The following is an 18,873-nucleotide window of genomic DNA, read 5'->3' on the forward strand; positions in this document are numbered from 1 at the left end:
ATTTAATACATGTTGGAGAACCGTATCATAAGTGAAACGCCCCCCAAAAGTTAGACCAAAAACTCTTACTCTCGGGGGTGTTTTCTATAGCTACATATGATGATGAATGTAAAATAGGAATTGTTAGAGCTTACCTAAATAATGAAGGTGTTTATAATAGAATTGCGTCTCAACATACTCTCAATCTACTCTCAATAATATGATGAGATTTCAGACTAGATTGTATATACTGAAAATAATTAGTAGTCTATAGGGGGGATCAAATGTCATATGGGGAAACATTTCAATTGGGGTGGGCATGTTTTGTCGGCCGTGTACATGAAATGGATCTGTTGCGGCAACACGTGAAAGGAGATTGGTTTTGGCGCTGGCTTCATATATATGGACAAAGCGGCATTGGAAAATCTACGCTTCTTCGGCGATTCATGACGGAAACAGAAGGATATCATTTCTATTACGTAGACGGAAGTAAAGTGATCCAACAGAAGGAGGATGTTCTGGTACAGTTAGCTGCACAACTTCGTAACGCTGGCGAATCCTACTTTACTGAGGATTCGGAAGGGATTGCCCGCTGTATGAACCGGCGTTCGCGTTCTTTAGGCAACCACGCAGTTATCGTTATTGATGAATTCGACCATTGTCATTCTATCTCCTATTGGTTTTTGAATTGGCTTAACTCGTTGGATGCGTCGTTTCAGATCGTTACGGCTGGCCGTAATTTGCTCACTGGTAGCTGGCTGCGTTCTGAATGGACCGGCCGAATTCATATGACTCAGCTTCAAGCGCTAACCCTTACCGAGGTGGGGTCATACGCAAAGGAGTGTGGACTTACCGATATTGACAGTCACACTGAGCTTTTTCGTTTTTCCAGGGGCGTACCGCTCGCAATGGTTCTTGCCGCAGAAACGATACTAATGGGTAATGACCTCAGGCGGTTGGAACGCGACAAACAATTCCAACTCATATCCGTCCTGATGAGTGAAATGCTACTTGGGCAACCTCCCTTTGTGCATCGGATGCTCGAGGCTGCATCTGTTTATTGGAGATTCAATGAAGAAAGACTTGAAGCGATCATGGACACGGGGCTGGAGGCAGATGCGTTTCGTCAGTTCGTCGGAATGCCATTCGTAATCATGAAGGAAGATGGCTGGATGCTTCATGACGCTGTCAGAGCATGGACGCTGGAAGATTTCATGCTTCGTAAGCCAAATACCTACGAACAAATGCGATCCAAAGCGCTGCAGTATATTCGTATGGAAGAAAGTTTGAATCCGCTTCTGGGTCAGAGGCCGCCTTTGGATAAACTAAATTTACACGAGCACCCGCTCGTTCGTACGCTTTGTTTTTATGGACATATGGACGATATGGAAGTTCGCCAATGTCGAGAATGCGACCTACCGGTTATCCGAGATTTATACATCAAATCACACCAATTTACTTCTACTTCTCGTGTCGACTTGCTGCCGCTAGTAAATCGGATAAGCAAACTATGGGAAGTTGCACCTTCCGCCTTTATTACGATATGGAGAAACGATAACATTGTAGCTTTTTTCGGCAAAATCCCCCTACACGATGAACAAGTCATAAAGGAAATAAAAAGTGACCCCCTGTTACAACCGTTCATCAACGGATGGGAGCCCATCCCGAATGCCTATTTAATAGCGTTAGTAGGAATCGATCCCCAGCTTGAGTGGCGGTATCGATCTTATTTCATCCACACTTTACTCAATCATTACTGCAGCCCCGAGTGGATCTTGGCCTTAACTTCCTGGAGAGAGTGGTTTCCCGTATTTGAGCTTTGCGGATTTGAACGTGCAGCCTGGGCGGATACAACCATTGAACTCGGTACTGATTATCAGGCTTACGTGCTCGATTTAAGAAAAGAGGACTTCATCACAAAGCTGGATAGATCCGTTAACCAGCGTTCTACGGCAGTAGCTTCCACTTTAATGAAAGCGGAGCCATACATTCAGGAGCTCAAAGACATCTTGAAGCATTGGGCTGTTCTTCCCAGCAAACCTTTATTAATCCAGACTTACGGTAGATTGTTTCCGCATCGATTGGCACCAGACATTTCAGGCGAGAAAGCAGGCTATAATGCAAAGAATGATTTAGGTGAAGCGATCCGTTGCTTAACCGAAGGCAACGAGCAAGAAGAAATGTTGGGTAAGTTGTTAACCACTACTTATATAGAAGGAGTTCGACCGCTTGAACGAGCAGCTAAAAGCTTAAATTTATCAACGGCCACTTATTATCGGCATTTGAATAAAGCATTAGAGCTCCTATATCAAGTATTAGTCCGTGAAGGATCGTGATTAAGTAACTAAATGTGCAGCACACCAACATGTTTCTTTCTTGGAAAAAGTGAAACCGCTAATCCATCCAGTATGGAAACATCTGGATTGTTTGGTGAGCTTATTTAAATACCTACTGACTTTTATCTCTCGCCAGAATGACAGGCTATGGCTTAATGAAGTGTCGCTTCTCAATTTGATAACGTATATTTCGTTAGTTCATTAAATACCTTTTGTATAAGCCTTGTCATAAGGCTCAAGAAAATCTTGTTCGATCTACCTCGGCCAATGCCAGGAGGCTAATAAATTGATATGGAGGAGAGATTATGACTGTTGGAATTGTGTTTAGTGGTGGAGGGGCACGAGGTAACTTCCAGGTTGGCGCAGTCCGTTATCTTTACGAGGAAAAAAAAATTAAGCCTGCCATCTTAGCTGGATGTTCAGTTGGTTCAATCAACGCGATTAAGCTGGCTGAGGGAGAAGAATACTCCGCTCGAGAAGGGGAGCCCATTCTAAAAGGGGGCACCCCTCGAAAAGAGTACTTCACTCCAATAGGGGACCCCAATCGAGGTCTTAATGGGCTGATCAAACTCTGGCGTGATATGCAAAACAACTCTGATATGTGGAGAGAGGCAGACTGGTTGGCGAATATCCAGAACTCGAAGCTCGCCGCTTTTTTGAAAAAGAAACCGAACAACTTCTTCGATCATATTGTATACACCTGGGAAATGCTAGAGGCTATCGGAGATATAGGATATGTTAAAGATGAACTCGGTAAAGTAGTGAAAGGCAGTTCACGTTCGCTCTATAATCTTGGGCCTATTATTGCCAAGCTGAGCGACCGGTCCAAGCTCGATTTGGAAAAGGTGCAAAAGAGTGGTATTAAGTTGCGCCTAGCGACAGTAGCATTAGAGAGTGGGGCTCTGCGCTATGTGACTGAAACAGGAGAAATGTTAGAACGCGACAACACCACGCCAGTTCTGGCACCGTTGGCCGCCCTTTCTCCACAATGCCAAGGCATCGCTCTGAAGATTGAGGAACTGAAGAAAGAGGCCGACAACTTTCAGGCTCTACTGCAAGAGTCAGTGAACGGAAAACCAGCAATTGTCAAAAAAATGCGTGAACTCAACTCAGAAATTCCTAGACTGACCAGCGAACTGAGTAATTGCAAAGTCACCTATCCGCCGCCGACAAAGCCCAGCCCGTTACGTGTCAGTCTAATAACAGGCACGATTGCTTCTGCTTCGATTCCTTTAGCCTTTCCGCCAGTTTTGCTCGGCAAAGAGAACTACGTAGACGGTGGTGTGCGGGAAATCGTTCCTATCCAAGTCGCTATTCAGTCAGGAGCCACCGACGTTTACGCGATTTTAGCCTCCAATAGCAAGGTGGACAGAGCTCGTAGTGCTGCGACTGGTAAGCTTCTTTCGTCATTTAATGTGGGGGAGGCTAATATCCTCGATGTGGCGAACCGTGCTGCTAGTGACATTATGACGGACGAGACTGTTCTGAACGAGATAGACCCACCGCGTGGCTGGGGTGTGAATGTGACCATTATTCAGCCTAACTTCGACATCCACGACATCATGACCATTGACCCTGGCCTAATTGATATCCGGATGGCGCATGGTTACATGCGGGCGGATGATACTTTGCAGGCTAAGGAGCGAAAACCGATGGAGTATCGACAGCTTACAGAGGAGTACGCCGATCAACGTCGCACTAGCTTGATTGTTCGGACCCGATTGGCCATTTGGGAGCTGGAATACGCAGCCAATGGTTTCCTCCTGAAATATGATGACAGTGGTTGCCCAGTGCATCCCGCGCCGACTATGAAACCTGATTTGCAGGCATTGCTAGAGGTCCGTGCCCTCAAGAATACGCTTAAGGACATCGTGCAGGAACGGAAGCAGGCGGGTGGATTAGTCCCTTCTGAGGCAGAAAGCTGGTGGAGTGATTGGGAACGACATCCATGGAAGCCTATTCATGGGCTTTGGCTGCTCCAGTCAGGTCCCGCTGCAGAAGGGAATGATATGCTGGCAGGGGAGGTACTTGCGATTGATCGGCCTATACAATCAGCAAACGGAATGTATACTTTCGTCTTTCAGAGTGATGGGAATCTAGTGCTCTATAAAAACAATAAAGTTATAGTTGCCCTCGCTCCGCAGTGCAAGCTCATAGATAACAAGATAAAGGAACTAGAGATGGAGCTAAAAGATCTTCAGGGTGAACTAGGAGGAATCAGAGGTCCTGCTCTAGCGGTCATAATTCGTAATCTGAACACACAGATTAGTCAGGCCAACGCCGAACTACGCGCCTGCAACATTGCGAATCCGCCACAAACTATCAATGGAAAGCCGGAGGCAATCTGGTCTTCAAGAACAGGTGGTCCTGGTGGAGTATGCATCATGCAAGGGGACGGCAATCTGGTAATCTATGATGCAGCCAATAAAGCTATCTGGTCATCTGATACATGGACGCACCCTGGCAGCCGGCTGGTTGTCCAGGACGATGGTATTGTGGTGATAATCCGACCTGACGGCAGACGCGTTTGGGCAACCAAAAGTTAAATTTTGAACTCATAAATTAAAAGGATTTATCGCATTGCTTTTAAAATCTCTTATATCCAACCTAAAAATATGGGAGTCAAAGCTTGAGTAGTTAATCTGGAATGGGATGACGGGGCTTCGCGCAAGCAGGTTAAGCAATGATTACAATCCAGAAACTATGAAAAGATTGCTTAATGTAGAGGAAGTAATTACATTACTAGATGTTTCTTTAATGTTTGCAGCGAGGCCCCGTGATAAAAATAAGTGGTTGTAATCTGTTGGTTACGGTGAAGAGGGAGGAATTCTAATGTCAACAAGTCATACGGAACTCATACGTATTTATTTTGATGAAGTTCACAACAACGCGAACTTTGATCAGATAGGAGAGATTATTCATCCGAAATTTGTGATACATCATGCAGGTGGAGAGGAGTATATGACGTTAGAGCAGGCAATCGAAATGACGAAAATGTATCTTTCCGCTTTCCCAGATTTGCATTTCCAGTTGGAGCAAGTTATTGAGGAAGCCGATAAAGTAGTAGTCCAGACTACCTTTACCGGGACGCACAAAGGCCAGATGCTGAACATCCCTGCAACAGGGAAGTCAGTGGTTATACAAAACGTTCATATTTTTCGCTTGGAGAACGGGAAGATTGCCGAAGTATGGCTGCATAGGGATGATCTGGGCTTAATGAAGCAGCTCGGCGTCATTTCAGTTTAATAATTGGCAAATAGCGGCTTAATCATTGGAAGATCTACGACCTGCCTAACCTGAAAGTCTTCCCTATTGGTTGGGGATCAGGTTAAGCACCCGGTCAGATAAATAGTCGGAAAAAATCCTCTTAATTAGTAATTAAAATCAAAAATAGCTTAAATAGACGGAGAGATTCCGCCTATTGACTCGAAAAACGTGAAAATGGGGGGGTTGCTTTGTATAGTCGGAAAACCTTCCCTTATATACGCCGAAACGAGCTCCGTTCTGTATTTAACCGGAGAATCTCGCTTATATTACTTTCGTTGGTTACTTAATTAAGGATAAGAGTTCTTATTGAAAAAGATGTGAGATGGGTCTTGGGTGCTTTGATCTTAGCATTCTTTTTGTTGGAACCTCAATTAGATGCGTTACGGGGAACCGTATCATAAGTAAATGAGGTTTTTTGGGAGAACCTTAATTATCCAATAAAATAATTACATCATCTTAAAGACAGGCGTTGATTATAACTGCCTGTCTTTAAGAGGGTTATTTCAATGTTAGCAAATACTTTATCAAAGCATCTTGTTCTTGTTGAGAAAAACCTGTTGAAGCATCTACCCAATATTCATGCCCTTCCCCTGTTACATTTGATTTCCTTAGGCTTTCTGCAGATTGATTGGCTTTTATGACTTGAGTTCTCAAGTTTTTGTCAACTAATGCGCGTAAACTGTTATACGGATCAGGTAAAATACTATTATTTAATGTACCTTCTATTCCTAATTGACTTTTAGTGTTTGCTCCAACTGCGACACCACCGTCATGGAGATATGGCGCAGACCAATAAAGGCCAATAAGACTAGGGACCTTGTAGCCCCCCATTGTATTTCCAATTCCAAATGCAAGATTAATTTGCCCAGGGTCTAATCCTTGAGTCGGAACTTTTAACAATAGTGCGCTTTTTGGTACAGGCACAGGTGTATCAGGTGAATATATAACGGGGTCTGTCAAAAACTCGCCAACTTTTCTTAGACCAATCGCTCGCGTTGGTTCCGTACCGATTTTTTCCACTGCTATAATTTGATTATTGGTATAAAAACTTCCTGCATGACACGATATACAGGACCCGCGTGCAAATACCTGTTTGCCTAATTGCTTTTCCTCATCTGTTATCTTAATCGGTGTTTTCGGAGGAACCAGGGTATTTTGAAACGCTGACATTCCGTTGTTTTGTTCCCCGACATTCGTTCCTGGCGAGCTGACGATCAGCCCATTCGGTGATATAAGTGAAGACCTCGGATAGGTTGGTAATTTAATCGCTTTGTTTACGCCAGGAGCATCTGGGTTAGGATCGACTTGTGCAAAAAATTCTGAAGGCTTTTTCCCTTTAGCCGGATCAAACCGATATTTAGGATTCGCCGCATTCTGCAAAATAGTTCCTAAATATACCTCTTTGTCGATTCCAAAAAGAGCTCGACTGGCTTCGGCAATTGTCGTCAAATCAGAACCTTGGGCATGAACAGCATTATTTAACGTACTTAACCCTTTAAACGGTCCAGCCATTGCAAAGCCACTCCAGCTGTAAGGATGATCCCCTAAAGTGAACGAATCCGGAATCTGAGTGGGATTACTAACAAAATCACTGGTAATATCAAAGTTTCCCTTTGGCCATTTGATTACACTTTCGTCAACAGCCGCCTCCAACGCTTTGGAATCCGGTAAGGGTTCCTTTTTCCCTTCACTCGTTACAACCGTTTTCTCTAAGTTTTTTATATAATCCTTTAAAGATGCAATTTCAGTACGTGCAAAATAAGCTGTTGTGTTAGTACCTAAAGCAAGAAGAAGCCCGAAATTAGCATCCGTATTAACAGCCCCTTCGATTACTTTGTGATTAATAGGATCAACAGTGGCATGGCATGCTGCACAGCTAAGTCCTACTTTTAACTTTTCCTCTGATCTTACAATCGGCAAACCAAGAACTTTGTTAGAACCTTTTACCACATCAAATCCGGTATCCACTTTTGTTCCTTTTTTGTATGTTTTCCCCCCGATTGTTACTGTTTCTGCTAATTCGACCTGTAAATTCGTTGTTCCCTTACCGTTTAACTCTTTTATTGCTTTCTGAAAATTTTCAATTGTGAGCGGACCGTTAAAAGCACCAAGAATATCAGATAAAAAAACTTCATTTCCAAATGTTTCTACGTAAAATGACTTTCTACCTAAATCTAATAGAGCTTGATCAATTTTTACAGCACCATTCTTAGGAGATAATAGTTCTCTTCCCTTTGCTGTTTGCATTAAATCATGGGCCTCTTTACGTGAGAAGGTTTTTCCCCAGAGGTCAAAAGCAGGTTGATCTTGGTCCTTCTGCCATGTTCCCTTATCAGGTTTTACAATTTGATCTTTAGAAGGAATAAAAGCATATACCGGTTTATTTAAAGCTAAAATGAACGCTAGAATGGCACCTAAGCATAACATCCATTTTTTTGTTTTCACCCCAACTGCCTCCTCTATGGAAATTAATTGCTAAAAGCCATCTTTAATTTCCACCTATTCAAGAAAAATATACCTTATCGAATCACTGTTTCTATTCAACCTTAGTATTGAATCAAAAGTTCAAAAACAGTAAGACTTAGGCATTCACCTATAATCTTTTTAAGAATATGCTAAATAACACATAACCAAAGGAGGCTTTATTATGTATCAGCATTTTGGGTATGTAAAAAAGTGCGAAACAGTACCTGTTACATTTCCCCCACAATTCCAGCCCCAGCAGCCAGGTATTGAATCTTTGATGATTCCAAGACCTATCTCCGAAAATCCTTATTATACTGGAAGCAACAAACTATTGAATAAAGCTGCCATCATAACTGGAGGAGACAGCGGTATCGGCCGGGCTGTCGCCATTGCTTTTGCAAAAGAGGGTGCGGATGTTGTTATTGTTTATTTAAATGAGCATGGGGATGCATTCGAAACAAAAGACAGAGTTAACCAATTGGGAAGACAATGCTTGACAATCGCAGGAGATATTGGGGATGAGGAGTTTTGTCATTATGTCGTTCAGAAGACAATTGAAGCATTTGGCCATCTTGAAATCCTGGTCAATAATGCAGGGGAAGCACATTCACAAGCAAGCATCAGCGACATATCAGTAATGCAGCTTAAACGTACTTTTCAAACAAACATTTTTTCATATTTTTATCTTACACAAGCAGCTATTCCCTATCTTAAAAAAGGAAGCTCCGTTATCAATACAACCTCAATCGCTGCATACACCGGACTTGGATACGCTATCGATTATGCTGCTTCCAAGGGAGCAATCGTTTCATTCACCCGCTCGTTAGCATTATCCGCCATTAATCAAGGAATCCGGGTCAATGGCGTTGCTCCAGGACCTGTATGGACCCCCCTTATCCCTTCAAGTGGTCCACCAGAAACTTATGCAACATTTGGAAGTGACACTCCAATGAAACGTGCTGCACAACCTTTTGAACTGGCACCTGCTTATGTTTATTTGGCGTCAGACGACTCCTCATATGTAACAGGACAAATTCTTCATGTAAACGGTGGAATTATTATAAATGGATAAAAAGTGAAACCTCCATCTAATGATTTTAGCCCCTTGTTTTAATTACTGAAAGATGTTAAATATAAAAATATTCTAATTTTTTACAATTTGCTAATTTTAGTTCGTCTGGCGGTAGCATTTTTACGCAAATTGTTAATGATAGCTTTGGATTAGATGATTTATACGCAGCTTATATAATAAGTAAAGAAGGAAATAAGTTCAAATTTGGACGAGGAGCAGAAAAGCCATCTAGAGGTCAAATAAGACACATAAAACTCACAAACCAAGATATAGAACAAAGAGAACATGCTAGGAAGTATAACTTTTATCAGCACGATCGTGAAATGGTCCCTGTGAGTCTGAAGTTCACTCATCATGCCTTAAATGAGTTAGAGGATTATTTTGAATTTGATGATTTGGAATTCAGTGATGACGGGTGGATTTATTTGACTGAAACTTTGCCAGAGGATGAGTGGGTTTATCGTATGATTTTAAGTCTAGGGGATCAGGTTGAAGTACTTAATCCACAACATATCAGGGAAATTATAAAAGAAAGAGCAAAGAAAATTTGCGATAAATATTAGCATATGCGAAATAATGGTGTCAGATTAAATGTGATAATGTATGTACAAAAGAATTAAATTTGAAATGAGGGATAATCATGTCAGTAGTGAACCTGTTAGCTTCTCAACTCAGTCGCGATGATGAAGTGCCAAATATTGAGCTGGCACATGAATTAGCTAATGAAGAAAATCATGCAGGCATAGAAGAAATAATTGAAAACTTATCTAGCAAAGATAAAAAGATTCAATACGATTGTATTAAAGTAGCGTACGAAATTGGACAAGTTAAACCAGAACTCATTAGTAAATATGCTCTAACTTTTATAGAGTTGTTAAAAAGCCGTAATAATCGTTTGGTGTGGGGTGGAATGACGGCATTAGCAACGATTGCTGAGGTAGCATCAGAAACTATTATGGCTCATCTTGACACATTAAATAGTGCGATGGAAATCGGTTCGGTTATTACAATTGATAAGGGTGTCCTAACTCTTGCGAAGCTAGCAGCCGTCAGTAAGGAAAACAATGATGTGATTTTTCCTTTCTTACTCCATCACCTTGAGAATTGCAGACCAAAGGAAATTCCTCAACACTCGGAAAGCACGCTTTTAGCCGTAACAGATGAAAATAAAGAGGAATTATTGAATGTGTTACGAAAAAGAGAAAAATACCTAACAGCTCCTCAACTAAAAAGAGTCAAAAAAATTTATAAAACATTAGAAGCTTAATTGAAGTACAATTTGAGGTGATAGAATGAAAGAATATAAAAAGTGCCAAAGCTGTGCTATGCCATTAAAAAAAATTGAAGATCGTGGTACGGAGAAGAATTTAGATAAAAGTTCTATGTACTGTATGCATTGTTATCAAGAAGGGGAATTCACGCAAAAGGACATTTCTGTAGATGAAATGAAACAATTTGTAAAAGATAAATGCATCGAAATGGGTTTTCCGAAGTTATTGGCAGGAATGTTTGTAAAAAATCTTCATAAATTGGAGAGGTGGAAATAGACATTACAATCTAAGTTGAAAGAGGATTATGTAATGCTTACCTCATTTTTTTATATTACGGTGAATCGTATCATAAGTAAATGAGGTTCTTAAGGGGATAGATTGACCGCTTGCATATCTTCTTAGTGCTTCCTTCTGGGAAAGAAGCACTAAGATTTATTATTTTTGATTGTCCATTTGGCTATACAATAAACCAATTATGATTCTATCTAAATTTTATCTTCCGCAGTTTTTACCATTCTCTTGGCTCATAGTTTAATTCTCTAAATAATTGAGTTCGCTCTTTTTTGGATAAGTCTCTCCATTGTCCAGGAGGAAGATTGCCTAAATGAATATTCATGATTCGGATTCTTTGCAACCTGTAAACATCGTATCCCAATTCAGCACACATGCGGCGAATTTGACGATTAAGGCCCTGTGTTAAAATGATTTGAAAATCAAATTTAGATAATTGGGTTACTTTACAAGGAAGTGTTTTTGTCCCTAATATTTTGACTCCCTCTGACATCTTCTTCAAGAACTCAGGAGTAATGGGCTTGTCCACAGAAACAATATATTCCTTCTCATGCTTACCTTCTGAACGCAGAATTTCGTTAACAATGTCGCCATCGTTCGTAAGAAGTATTAAGCCCTCTGAATCTTTATCCAGGCGCCCAATATTAAATATTCTTAATGGATGGTTGACCAAATCAACAATATTTCCCTTTACACCTTTTTCGGTTGTACTCGTAATGCCGACAGGTTTATTTAAGGCAATATAGACATTGTTCCTTGCTACTCGGATTAGATTACCATTTACAAGAACGTCATCCCCGGGATTAACTTGGCTGCCTATTGTTGCACGTTTACCATTTATCATAACTCTTCCATCGGTAATTAATTTATCTGCTCCCCGCCTAGATGCTACTCCAGAATCGCTTATAAATTTATTAATACGCATGTTGACACATCCTTAATCAGAGGCTTATCTTATTAGACAATTAACTATACTTTATTTTAAGAATAAATTACACCCTTATTCAGATAAACAAATAAAAGTTTGTTTCAAAAAGGCTACTACTTAATGCGGACATTGATTTCAGTGGAGAAGAGGTTCAAGAAGTCCGCCTTCAAACGAACAAAATTAAAGAAATTAGAGGCGCTGAACGTGTGAAATCATGGACGATTCCAAATGGTGTGGATCTCTCTGAAATTCATTCTAATGGAGAAGTGATTACGATTGAAGTAGAGTAGAATATTATAAGAAATGATGAATGAAATCTGAGTTTGCTTTTTCGAAAACTCTGTAGAAAAACTACAGGGCTTTTTTAAACATTATTGGGAACCGTATTATAAGTAAATAAGGATTTTAGATTTCAATCATCTCTCTCAAATGAGAGACACGCTAATTTTTGTTTTGGCCATTATCTTGAACAACATATTAAAGACATTCCTTTTAGAATGCCTTTTATCAACAGTTTATATTCTCTTTATTGACAATATCCCTCACAACACTCTCTAAGTTTACATTCTCCAAAACTTTCTCCATAGCTAATTGCGCAGCTGAAAATAATGGTTCTATTGTATTTTGGATGTTCCTGCCTACGGGACATTCTGGATTTGGATTTTCATGTAAGCTGAATAACTCTTTATCTTGCACAACATTAACTGCCTTATAGACGTCAAGCATTGTTATGTCAGATAGTTCCTTTGCTAGTTTAGCTCCCGCGATACCAGGATGTACTTCTATTAACCCGGCTTTTTTTAGCATCCCCATAATTTTTCTAATCACTGCTGGGTTCGTGTTAACACTCTCCGCTAAAAATTGAGATGAGCTCACTCCATTTTTATTTATTTCAATTAGAGCCATTATATGAATTCCAACGGATAATCGGCTACTGATGGACATTTTAAGTCACCTTCCTTCTTTATTTTAAAACAAATAACTTAAGGAATCCATCATGTAATTAATTTGATTACAAGCTTATTATATCCTAAAAAACGTATAGATTAAAACTGCTTTTGTTGACAGCAGAAAATCATGTAAATATAATAGTTACATGTAATTAATCCAATTACAGGCTGATTAATTCTTATAGAAGAGCAATAAAATAAGGGTTTTCATAGAATTTCTAACGGAATGGAAAGAGATATAGAGAGGGTTAAGAAATGCTTATTAAAAAGAATATTATTTGGTTATCCATTGTTGTACTAACAGTGATAGTTTTAGTACTTGTAACACTTAAGCCTTGGGAAAGGGATGCTAAACAATTAAATTATACCGGAGAAATGGAGCCTAGACTTGGTTACGTGGAATTATCGGTTTCTGATTTAGATAACTCATTACGCTTTTATCAAGAGATAATTGGTTTCAAATTGTTAGAAAGGAACGAAAGGACTGCTGAATTAACAACAGATGGAACAACGCCAATTTTAACATTAATTGAAGAGAACTCGTTTGTGGAGCGTCCATTTAGAACAACTGGTTTGTTTCATTTTGCTATTTTAGTGCCAAATAGGGAAGAACTGGCTTTGGTATTAAAATATTTAATAGAATCTGAATATCCACTTCAAGGGGTTTCCGATCATCAATACAGTGAAGCCATTTACCTTGCAGATCCTGATAATAATGGAATAGAAATTTATGTGGATACAGATCCGGACCTTTGGTTAGAAGATGAAAAAGGTGGATATGTCGGAGGAACTTATCCGCTAGATATTAATAACTTACTGTCTGAAATAAAAGCAGACAAATGGGAAGGATTATCTAGTGAAACAAGACTAGGTCATATGCATTTACAAGTATCTAATATAAAGGACTCAGAAAAATTCTATGTGGATGCATTAGGATTTGATGTGGTATCTAAGGATTCTCAGATGTTATTTGTTTCCAAAGATGACTATCATCATCATATCGGGATGAACACTTGGGCTGGGAAGGGATTACCTAATCCACCAGAAAACGCCTTAGGTTTAAAGTATTATACGACACATTTTACGGAAGATGAATTTAACAATGCAAAATCAGAATTAAAGCGGTTAGGATTTCCATTTACAGAAGAAGATAATGTCATATCGACTGAAGATCCTTCAGGAAATCAAATAAAAATTGTGTTAACTAAATAATATTATATTCATCTACTATTTATATAAGATATTACTTTTTTGCGCTTGTTGATGCTGTAAATTATTTTTACCGGGAAAATCCGGTCCATCACTCTAAGCATTGGGAATCCTCCCACACAACATTACTTTCAACTCGCTCCTAATACAAGGAGCGAGTTTTTTGATTTGTATCAGGAATAAAAACTTGCCCCACATAGCTTCCGGAAGTAGGTTCAAAAGCTATGGAGATATCATTTGGTAGATTTAACCCTTTCCAACGTAAATTTGCTTGTTCAGCTGTTAATTAAACAATTGGCAAGTGAAATTCTGTAGCACTCTTAATGACAATTCCATATACGGATCATCTTTTAGTGTGAAATTCAAAATGGAATGAACTTATCCTACGATGGGCTCTGTTATATCAACTGATTTTACTATTATGTGGACAGAATCCATAAAAGTGATGAACCTTGTCATATCATTTAAAAATTAGGGTATTATAAATATGATTTTTTGCAGAATAATGAAATAGCTGTTGTCGCTAAATGNNCTTAAATCATTATATAAAAACTTTGTGAGGGATGAAATGAGAGAACAATTAATGAGCATGTTAGAAGCCCGCAAAGATGAAATGGTTCAAATTCGCCGTTATTTACACGAAAATCCGGAAGTTTCTTTTAAAGAGGAGAAAACCGCTCAATATATTGCCGATTTTTATAAAGGAAAAGATGTTGACATCCTTAGGAATGCAGGAAACGGCTATGGGATTATCGTGACAATTAAAGGGGATAATCCGGGAAAAACGATTGCTCTTCGGGCAGATTTCGATGCACTTCCGATTTTGGAGGAAACAGATGTACCCTTTAAATCGAAAAATGAAGGGGTAATGCACGCTTGTGGCCATGATGCCCATACTGCCTACTTGCTTGTTTTGGCGGATTGTTTGATCCAATTAAAGGATTCACTCGCCGGAACAATTAAAATTATTCATCAGCATGCGGAGGAAGCACCTCCTGGGGGAGCGAAAAGCATTGTGGAAGCCGGTGTGCTGGACGATGTAGACAATATTTATGGTATTCACATATTCCCTACCCATCCAGCGGGCTTTGTTGGCTACAGAAGCGGATATGCGTTAGCAGGCAGGTCATTTTTCAAATTAATCATTCAAGGTAAAGGTGGCCATGGGTCATCTCCACATTTGGCAAATGATGCAATTGTTGCTGGAGCCCATTTTGTAACAGCGGTACAAACAGTAATCAGCCGCCGGATCAATCCTTTTGAGATGGGTGTCATTACGATAGGCTCATTCGATGGCAAAGGCACCTTCAATGTGATTAAAGATTGTGTCGAGCTTGAAGGGGACGTCCGCTATATGACGGTTGAAACGCAGCAGATTATCGAGAAAGAAGTACATCGAATAGTAAAAGGCATTGAGGCGGAATTTGGCGTACAATGTAAGCTTACGTATACGGCTGATTATCCGCCGCTGTACAATGATCCGGAAGTGACAGAAAAGGTGATCACCAGCATAAAAAACATAACCGACCCGGACATTAAAGAGGTTGGGGAATACCCGATGCTCTCCGGTTCTGAGGATTTTGCTTATTATCTTGAAAAAATCCCTGGTTGTTTCTTTTACATTGGCTGTAAACCAAAAGGCAAGGAGACCGCCTATTTTAATCACCATCCAAAATTTGATATTGATGAAGACTGCCTTCTTGTTGCGGCCAAATCAGTCGGGTATGTAGTTTGCGGGTATTATGGTTTTGAGTAATGGAAAAGCATGAATTATAAAAGAGTAAGCTAGACGAGATTTCTTTGTCTAGCTTTTTGAATTGATAATAAATTTTATGTCCAGAAACAAACTTTTTTTAAATAAAGTGTCCTTTCTTTAACCTAATCTATATATAAAAGATGAGTCGATTTTTGGGAAAGACTCAAGAAAGTGAGAGAAACTTTTGATTTGTCTAATATATTGGAGGGCAGACGTTACGTCAACGATACGGGGCCAAAAAGAAAAAGAAAAAGAAAAAGAAAAACAACTACTAAGTTATCGGTGTAGTCAGGTATTGATTATTTCGCATTTATCACCATCATCCTTCAGTACGGGAGAATCTCTTTGATGAAGTATTGTTCGATGAAATTCAGTATAATGAACAGGTAAATGATTCATGTATTATTTTTCAGTGGAGGGAAACCTTTTGAAGCAGCTATCTAAAAAGCATAAGAAACCTATCGTTATTTTAATTATTTTCCTTTTTGTTCTAGCTGGTCTACTTGATATTAAATACGAAGGATTGCTCTTTCAACTATTACCTAATTCGATTCAAACCTACTTAGCTGATATTTTGTAAAATCGCCCAGAATATACAAAAGGGATAGCCCATAGTGAGTTTTTTTGTTTAGAACCCAATTATTGACAATTTATTATGTTCAACATAACATTATTCTAGAACTTTAAATTCCTTAAAGAAAGGATGTTTGTGATGAATATGAAAGCAAACCTCTCCCATAAAGACCAAGCAGTATCGTTCCTGCAACTTGTAGCTTCTGGGAATGTAGACGAAGCATATCAGAAATACATAGGTCCAGGCTTTCGCCACCATAATCCCTATTTCCGTGGCGATGCCAATTCCCTTATGCTCGCGATGAAAGAGAATGCCGCCCTGAACCCTAACAAGACACTTGAGGTCAAACATGCTATTGAAGAGGGAGAGATGGTTACGGTTCACTCTCATGTGAGACAAAATCCTGAGGATCTTGGAGGAGTTGTGGTCCATATCTTCCGGTTTCAGAATGATCAAATTGTGGAATTATGGGATGTAGGTCAGCCAATACCCGAGGATTCTCCTAACGAGAATGGCATGTTTTAATGTTCCTGCGGAAAATAATTTAATCTGAAAAACTATACCCAATTATACATAATGGGAATTTTCGTCAGCGAAGAGGGCACTAAGTAAAATCTTATTGAGGAGGTCCTTATGCAAAAAATCATTCCACATTTATGGTATGACAAAGAAGCAAGAGAAGCCGCTTTGTTTTATATTAGTTTATTTGAGGACTCTAAACTATTAAATGAAACAGTTATAGAAAACACTCCTTCTGGAGATTCAGAATTAGTCAGCTTTGAATTGGCTGGGCAAGAATTCATGGCCATCAGTGCAGGTCCTTACTTCAAATTTAATCCATCTGTTTCATTGATGGTCGCTTGCGAATCGATAGAAGAGGTTAATACCAAATGGGAAGCTTTAGTAGAAGGCGGTACCGAACTCATGCCATTAGGTGAGTATCCCTTCAGTAAGCGGTATGCCTGGGTGCAGGATCGCTTTGGCTTGTCATGGCAGTTGATGCTTAAAGACAATGGTAAAGCTGTTCAAAAGATTACACCAAACTTGCTCTTCTCAAGTGATTCATGTGGGAAAGCGGATGAGGCAATCCAGTATTACACAGACATATTTGAGGATTCAAAAATAGAAGTAATAAGTAAATATGAAGCAGGAGAATCCATGTCATCAAAGGCAAAGGTGAAATATGCTGCTTTCAGCTTATCCGGTTATCATTTTTCAGCGATGGATCATGGATATGATGTAGATTTCAATTTTAATGAAGCATTTTCACTCATGATCAACTGTAAAGATCAGCAGGAGATTGATTACTTCTGGAATAAGCTTTCTGCCGTACCCGAGGCAGAACAATGCGGATGGGTAAAGGATCAATTCGGCCTTTCATGGCAGATCGTTCCGGGCAATATGAATGAGGTCTTGTATAAAGGATCAAAAGACGAAAACCGCAGAGTGTTTCAGGCCCTCTTAAAGATGAAGAAAATTGATTTAAATGCTTTGGAAAATGCCCGTTTTGAAAAATGATAAAGTTTAAGTAGTGAAACCTGCATTAGCTTTGTTTAGAGCTAATGCAGGTTTCACCTATTCCATATAGCTACTAGATAAAAATCAATACGTTCCTTCCGAACTGAACTGCCCAATGCCCTTTAATTCATCGTCAAAATGTCGACTACAGATTCTGTCTTTCGTTCTTCAGACTACTTTACCTTAAACATCCAAATACATGTTTTTTTTTACATTTTATCAGATAATGAATCGATATTAATACTCTAGTTTAAAAATTATAAAAACCATTTGAAATATTAGAAATCTATATTAAAATGATTCTATCAAAGAGAGAGAAGGATTTTTAATGTGGATTGTAGCAGCAGTTCTGACGATGTTGTGCTTTGGAATCAATAATATGATTTTTAAGGTCACGTCAGGCAAAGGACTATCAAAGGTGCATTTGCAGTTTTTCTTTTATCTGATTGCGTTTTTAATCATGTTTGGCTATGGAACAGTCGTAGGGTTTGCTTCATTTAATGGATTAACGATTGTGCTAGGGGCGGTCATCGGCATATTGAATGCTAATGGGAATATTCAAATGTCAAAGGCGTTTGAAAAAGGACCTGCTAGTTTAACATCACCGCTTATTAGCACAAATACGATCATTCCTATCCTAAGCGCAGCGCTTATTTTTCAAGAGCACATTACACTCATTCAGTGGATTGGCATTATTGTTATTCTTGCTTCTGCAGCGGTCATCCAATATGTGCCAGGCAGTGGCATTAAGATGGATTATAAGCCGTGGATGTACCGCGTCTTACTATCGATTGGATCGTTTGGTGTACTCGGTGTGCTTATGAAGACGTCCTCGCATTTACATATTGATTCCATCAATACACTTGTTTGTATGTATGGCGGCGGTGCGACTTATTTACTGATAAATAGCTTTATGATGAAGGAAAAATGGCAGCGTACAGAGCTGAAATTTGGTGTCATTATTGGATGTATTAGTGTCGTAGGTTATAGCAGCTACTTTTTTGCTCTGAATATTGGAGTAGCCAGCATTGTATTCCCGATTGTTAGTTTAAATTGTTTAGTTGTCGTTCTCAGCAGCTGTTGGCTATATAAAGAAAGGCTTAAAATGTACCAGGTCATCGGGGTTATTTCCGCACTAGCCGGCATTGTACTAACAAAAATTTAACAGACATACAAAAAGTTAATCAGGGCTTAAGGCTCTGATTTTTTTTATGGATATAAATCTAATCCTTCATTTAATTACATTGTTGGTATTT

16 protein-coding genes and 1 pseudogene are annotated in these 18,873 nt (G+C 39.4%); 14 read left to right on the plus strand and 3 right to left on the minus strand.

Annotation, left to right across the window (positions count from 1 at the left end; genetic code table 11):
- Window positions 1-323: 323 nt before the first annotated feature.
- The 4 genes and pseudogenes from V7149_RS26445 to V7149_RS05965 form a co-directional block, all read left to right on the plus strand.
- Window positions 324-692 (plus strand): annotated as a pseudogene (locus tag V7149_RS26445) (ATP-binding protein); the annotation flags it as partial.
- A 291-nt stretch (window positions 693-983) separates the two neighbouring features.
- A complete protein-coding gene (locus V7149_RS05955; RefSeq protein ID WP_335344734.1) occupies window positions 984-2,315 on the plus strand; it encodes a hypothetical protein in 1,332 nt (443 codons plus the stop codon).
- A gap of 305 nt (window positions 2,316-2,620) precedes the next feature.
- Window positions 2,621-4,861, plus strand: coding sequence for a patatin-like phospholipase family protein (locus V7149_RS05960; RefSeq protein ID WP_335344735.1), 2,241 nt, complete (start codon window positions 2,621-2,623; stop codon window positions 4,859-4,861).
- Between the two features lie 286 nt (window positions 4,862-5,147).
- A complete protein-coding gene (locus V7149_RS05965) occupies window positions 5,148-5,561 on the plus strand; it encodes an ester cyclase (RefSeq protein WP_335344736.1) in 414 nt (137 codons plus the stop codon).
- A gap of 519 nt (window positions 5,562-6,080) precedes the next feature.
- Here V7149_RS05965 and V7149_RS05970 read toward each other — a convergent pair.
- Window positions 6,081-8,009 carry an electron transport protein gene (locus V7149_RS05970; protein WP_438824087.1) on the minus strand — a complete coding sequence of 643 codons (1,929 nt, stop codon included), beginning with the start codon at window positions 8,007-8,009 and terminating at the stop codon, window positions 6,081-6,083.
- A 220-nt stretch (window positions 8,010-8,229) separates the two neighbouring features.
- Here V7149_RS05970 and V7149_RS05975 point away from each other — a divergent pair, with 220 nt between their 5' ends.
- The 4 genes from V7149_RS05975 (at window position 8,230) to V7149_RS05990 (ending at window position 10,667) form a co-directional block, all read left to right on the plus strand.
- Window positions 8,230-9,120 (plus strand): SDR family oxidoreductase, encoded by an 891-nt coding sequence (locus V7149_RS05975; protein ID WP_335344738.1) that lies wholly within the window; start codon window positions 8,230-8,232, stop codon window positions 9,118-9,120.
- Between the two features lie 248 nt (window positions 9,121-9,368).
- A complete protein-coding gene (locus tag V7149_RS05980; RefSeq protein WP_335344748.1) occupies window positions 9,369-9,683 on the plus strand; it encodes a helix-turn-helix transcriptional regulator in 315 nt (104 codons plus the stop codon).
- A gap of 77 nt (window positions 9,684-9,760) precedes the next feature.
- Window positions 9,761-10,387 (plus strand): hypothetical protein, encoded by a 627-nt coding sequence (locus V7149_RS05985; protein WP_335344739.1) that lies wholly within the window; start codon window positions 9,761-9,763, stop codon window positions 10,385-10,387.
- A 25-nt stretch (window positions 10,388-10,412) separates the two neighbouring features.
- Window positions 10,413-10,667, plus strand: coding sequence for a zinc ribbon domain-containing protein (locus V7149_RS05990; protein ID WP_335344740.1), 255 nt, complete (start codon window positions 10,413-10,415; stop codon window positions 10,665-10,667).
- A gap of 232 nt (window positions 10,668-10,899) precedes the next feature.
- On the opposite strand, the gene rluF is transcribed toward V7149_RS05990, so the two are convergent.
- Both rluF and V7149_RS06000 read right to left on the minus strand, forming a co-directional pair.
- A complete protein-coding gene (gene rluF / locus V7149_RS05995) occupies window positions 10,900-11,607 on the minus strand; it encodes a 23S rRNA pseudouridine(2604) synthase RluF (RefSeq protein ID WP_335344741.1) in 708 nt (235 codons plus the stop codon).
- A gap of 510 nt (window positions 11,608-12,117) precedes the next feature.
- A complete protein-coding gene (locus V7149_RS06000; protein ID WP_335344742.1) occupies window positions 12,118-12,555 on the minus strand; it encodes an Rrf2 family transcriptional regulator in 438 nt (145 codons plus the stop codon).
- Between the two features lie 260 nt (window positions 12,556-12,815).
- Between V7149_RS06000 and V7149_RS06005 the strand changes: the two genes are divergently transcribed.
- From V7149_RS06005 to V7149_RS06030, 6 genes are all read left to right on the plus strand, one after another.
- Entirely contained in the window at window positions 12,816-13,772 is a 957-nt protein-coding gene (locus tag V7149_RS06005) for a VOC family protein (protein WP_335344743.1), read from the plus strand.
- Window positions 13,773-14,337: 565 nt separating this feature from the next.
- Window positions 14,338-15,525 (plus strand): M20 family metallopeptidase, encoded by a 1,188-nt coding sequence (locus V7149_RS06010; RefSeq protein ID WP_335344744.1) that lies wholly within the window; start codon window positions 14,338-14,340, stop codon window positions 15,523-15,525.
- A gap of 427 nt (window positions 15,526-15,952) precedes the next feature.
- Window positions 15,953-16,105, plus strand: a complete 153-nt coding sequence (locus V7149_RS06015; protein WP_335344745.1) for a hypothetical protein — start codon at window positions 15,953-15,955, stop codon at window positions 16,103-16,105.
- A gap of 132 nt (window positions 16,106-16,237) precedes the next feature.
- Window positions 16,238-16,624: a nuclear transport factor 2 family protein gene (locus V7149_RS06020; RefSeq protein ID WP_438823962.1), complete on the plus strand. Its 387-nt coding sequence runs from the start codon at window positions 16,238-16,240 to the stop codon at window positions 16,622-16,624.
- A gap of 108 nt (window positions 16,625-16,732) precedes the next feature.
- Window positions 16,733-17,617, plus strand: a complete 885-nt coding sequence (locus V7149_RS06025) for a VOC family protein (RefSeq protein WP_335344746.1) — start codon at window positions 16,733-16,735, stop codon at window positions 17,615-17,617.
- A gap of 328 nt (window positions 17,618-17,945) precedes the next feature.
- Window positions 17,946-18,782, plus strand: a complete 837-nt coding sequence (locus V7149_RS06030; protein WP_335344747.1) for an EamA family transporter — start codon at window positions 17,946-17,948, stop codon at window positions 18,780-18,782.
- Window positions 18,783-18,873 lie beyond the last annotated feature (91 nt).

Origin of the sequence: Bacillus sp. JJ1503, from assembly GCF_036965125.1 — a bacterium.
Taxonomy (GTDB): Bacteria; Bacillota; Bacilli; order Bacillales; family Cytobacillaceae; genus Cytobacillus.

Coding starts and splice junctions, on each gene's coding strand:
- V7149_RS06020 (WP_438823962.1), top strand. CDS start 16,238: ATGAATATGAAAGCAAACCTCTCCCATAAAGACCAAGCAGTATCGTTC.
- V7149_RS06000 (WP_335344742.1), bottom strand. CDS start 12,555: ATGTCCATCAGTAGCCGATTATCCGTTGGAATTCATATAATGGCTCTA.
- V7149_RS05985 (WP_335344739.1), top strand. CDS start 9,761: ATGTCAGTAGTGAACCTGTTAGCTTCTCAACTCAGTCGCGATGATGAA.
- V7149_RS06030 (WP_335344747.1), top strand. CDS start 17,946: ATGTGGATTGTAGCAGCAGTTCTGACGATGTTGTGCTTTGGAATCAAT.
- V7149_RS05960 (WP_335344735.1), top strand. CDS start 2,621: ATGACTGTTGGAATTGTGTTTAGTGGTGGAGGGGCACGAGGTAACTTC.
- V7149_RS05955 (WP_335344734.1), top strand. CDS start 984: ATGCTACTTGGGCAACCTCCCTTTGTGCATCGGATGCTCGAGGCTGCA.
- V7149_RS06005 (WP_335344743.1), top strand. CDS start 12,816: ATGCTTATTAAAAAGAATATTATTTGGTTATCCATTGTTGTACTAACA.
- V7149_RS06025 (WP_335344746.1), top strand. CDS start 16,733: ATGCAAAAAATCATTCCACATTTATGGTATGACAAAGAAGCAAGAGAA.
- V7149_RS05970 (WP_438824087.1), bottom strand. CDS start 8,009: ATGTTATGCTTAGGTGCCATTCTAGCGTTCATTTTAGCTTTAAATAAA.
- rluF (WP_335344741.1), bottom strand. CDS start 11,607: ATGCGTATTAATAAATTTATAAGCGATTCTGGAGTAGCATCTAGGCGG.
- V7149_RS05975 (WP_335344738.1), top strand. CDS start 8,230: ATGTATCAGCATTTTGGGTATGTAAAAAAGTGCGAAACAGTACCTGTT.
- V7149_RS06010 (WP_335344744.1), top strand. CDS start 14,338: ATGAGAGAACAATTAATGAGCATGTTAGAAGCCCGCAAAGATGAAATG.
- V7149_RS05990 (WP_335344740.1), top strand. CDS start 10,413: ATGAAAGAATATAAAAAGTGCCAAAGCTGTGCTATGCCATTAAAAAAA.
- V7149_RS05965 (WP_335344736.1), top strand. CDS start 5,148: ATGTCAACAAGTCATACGGAACTCATACGTATTTATTTTGATGAAGTT.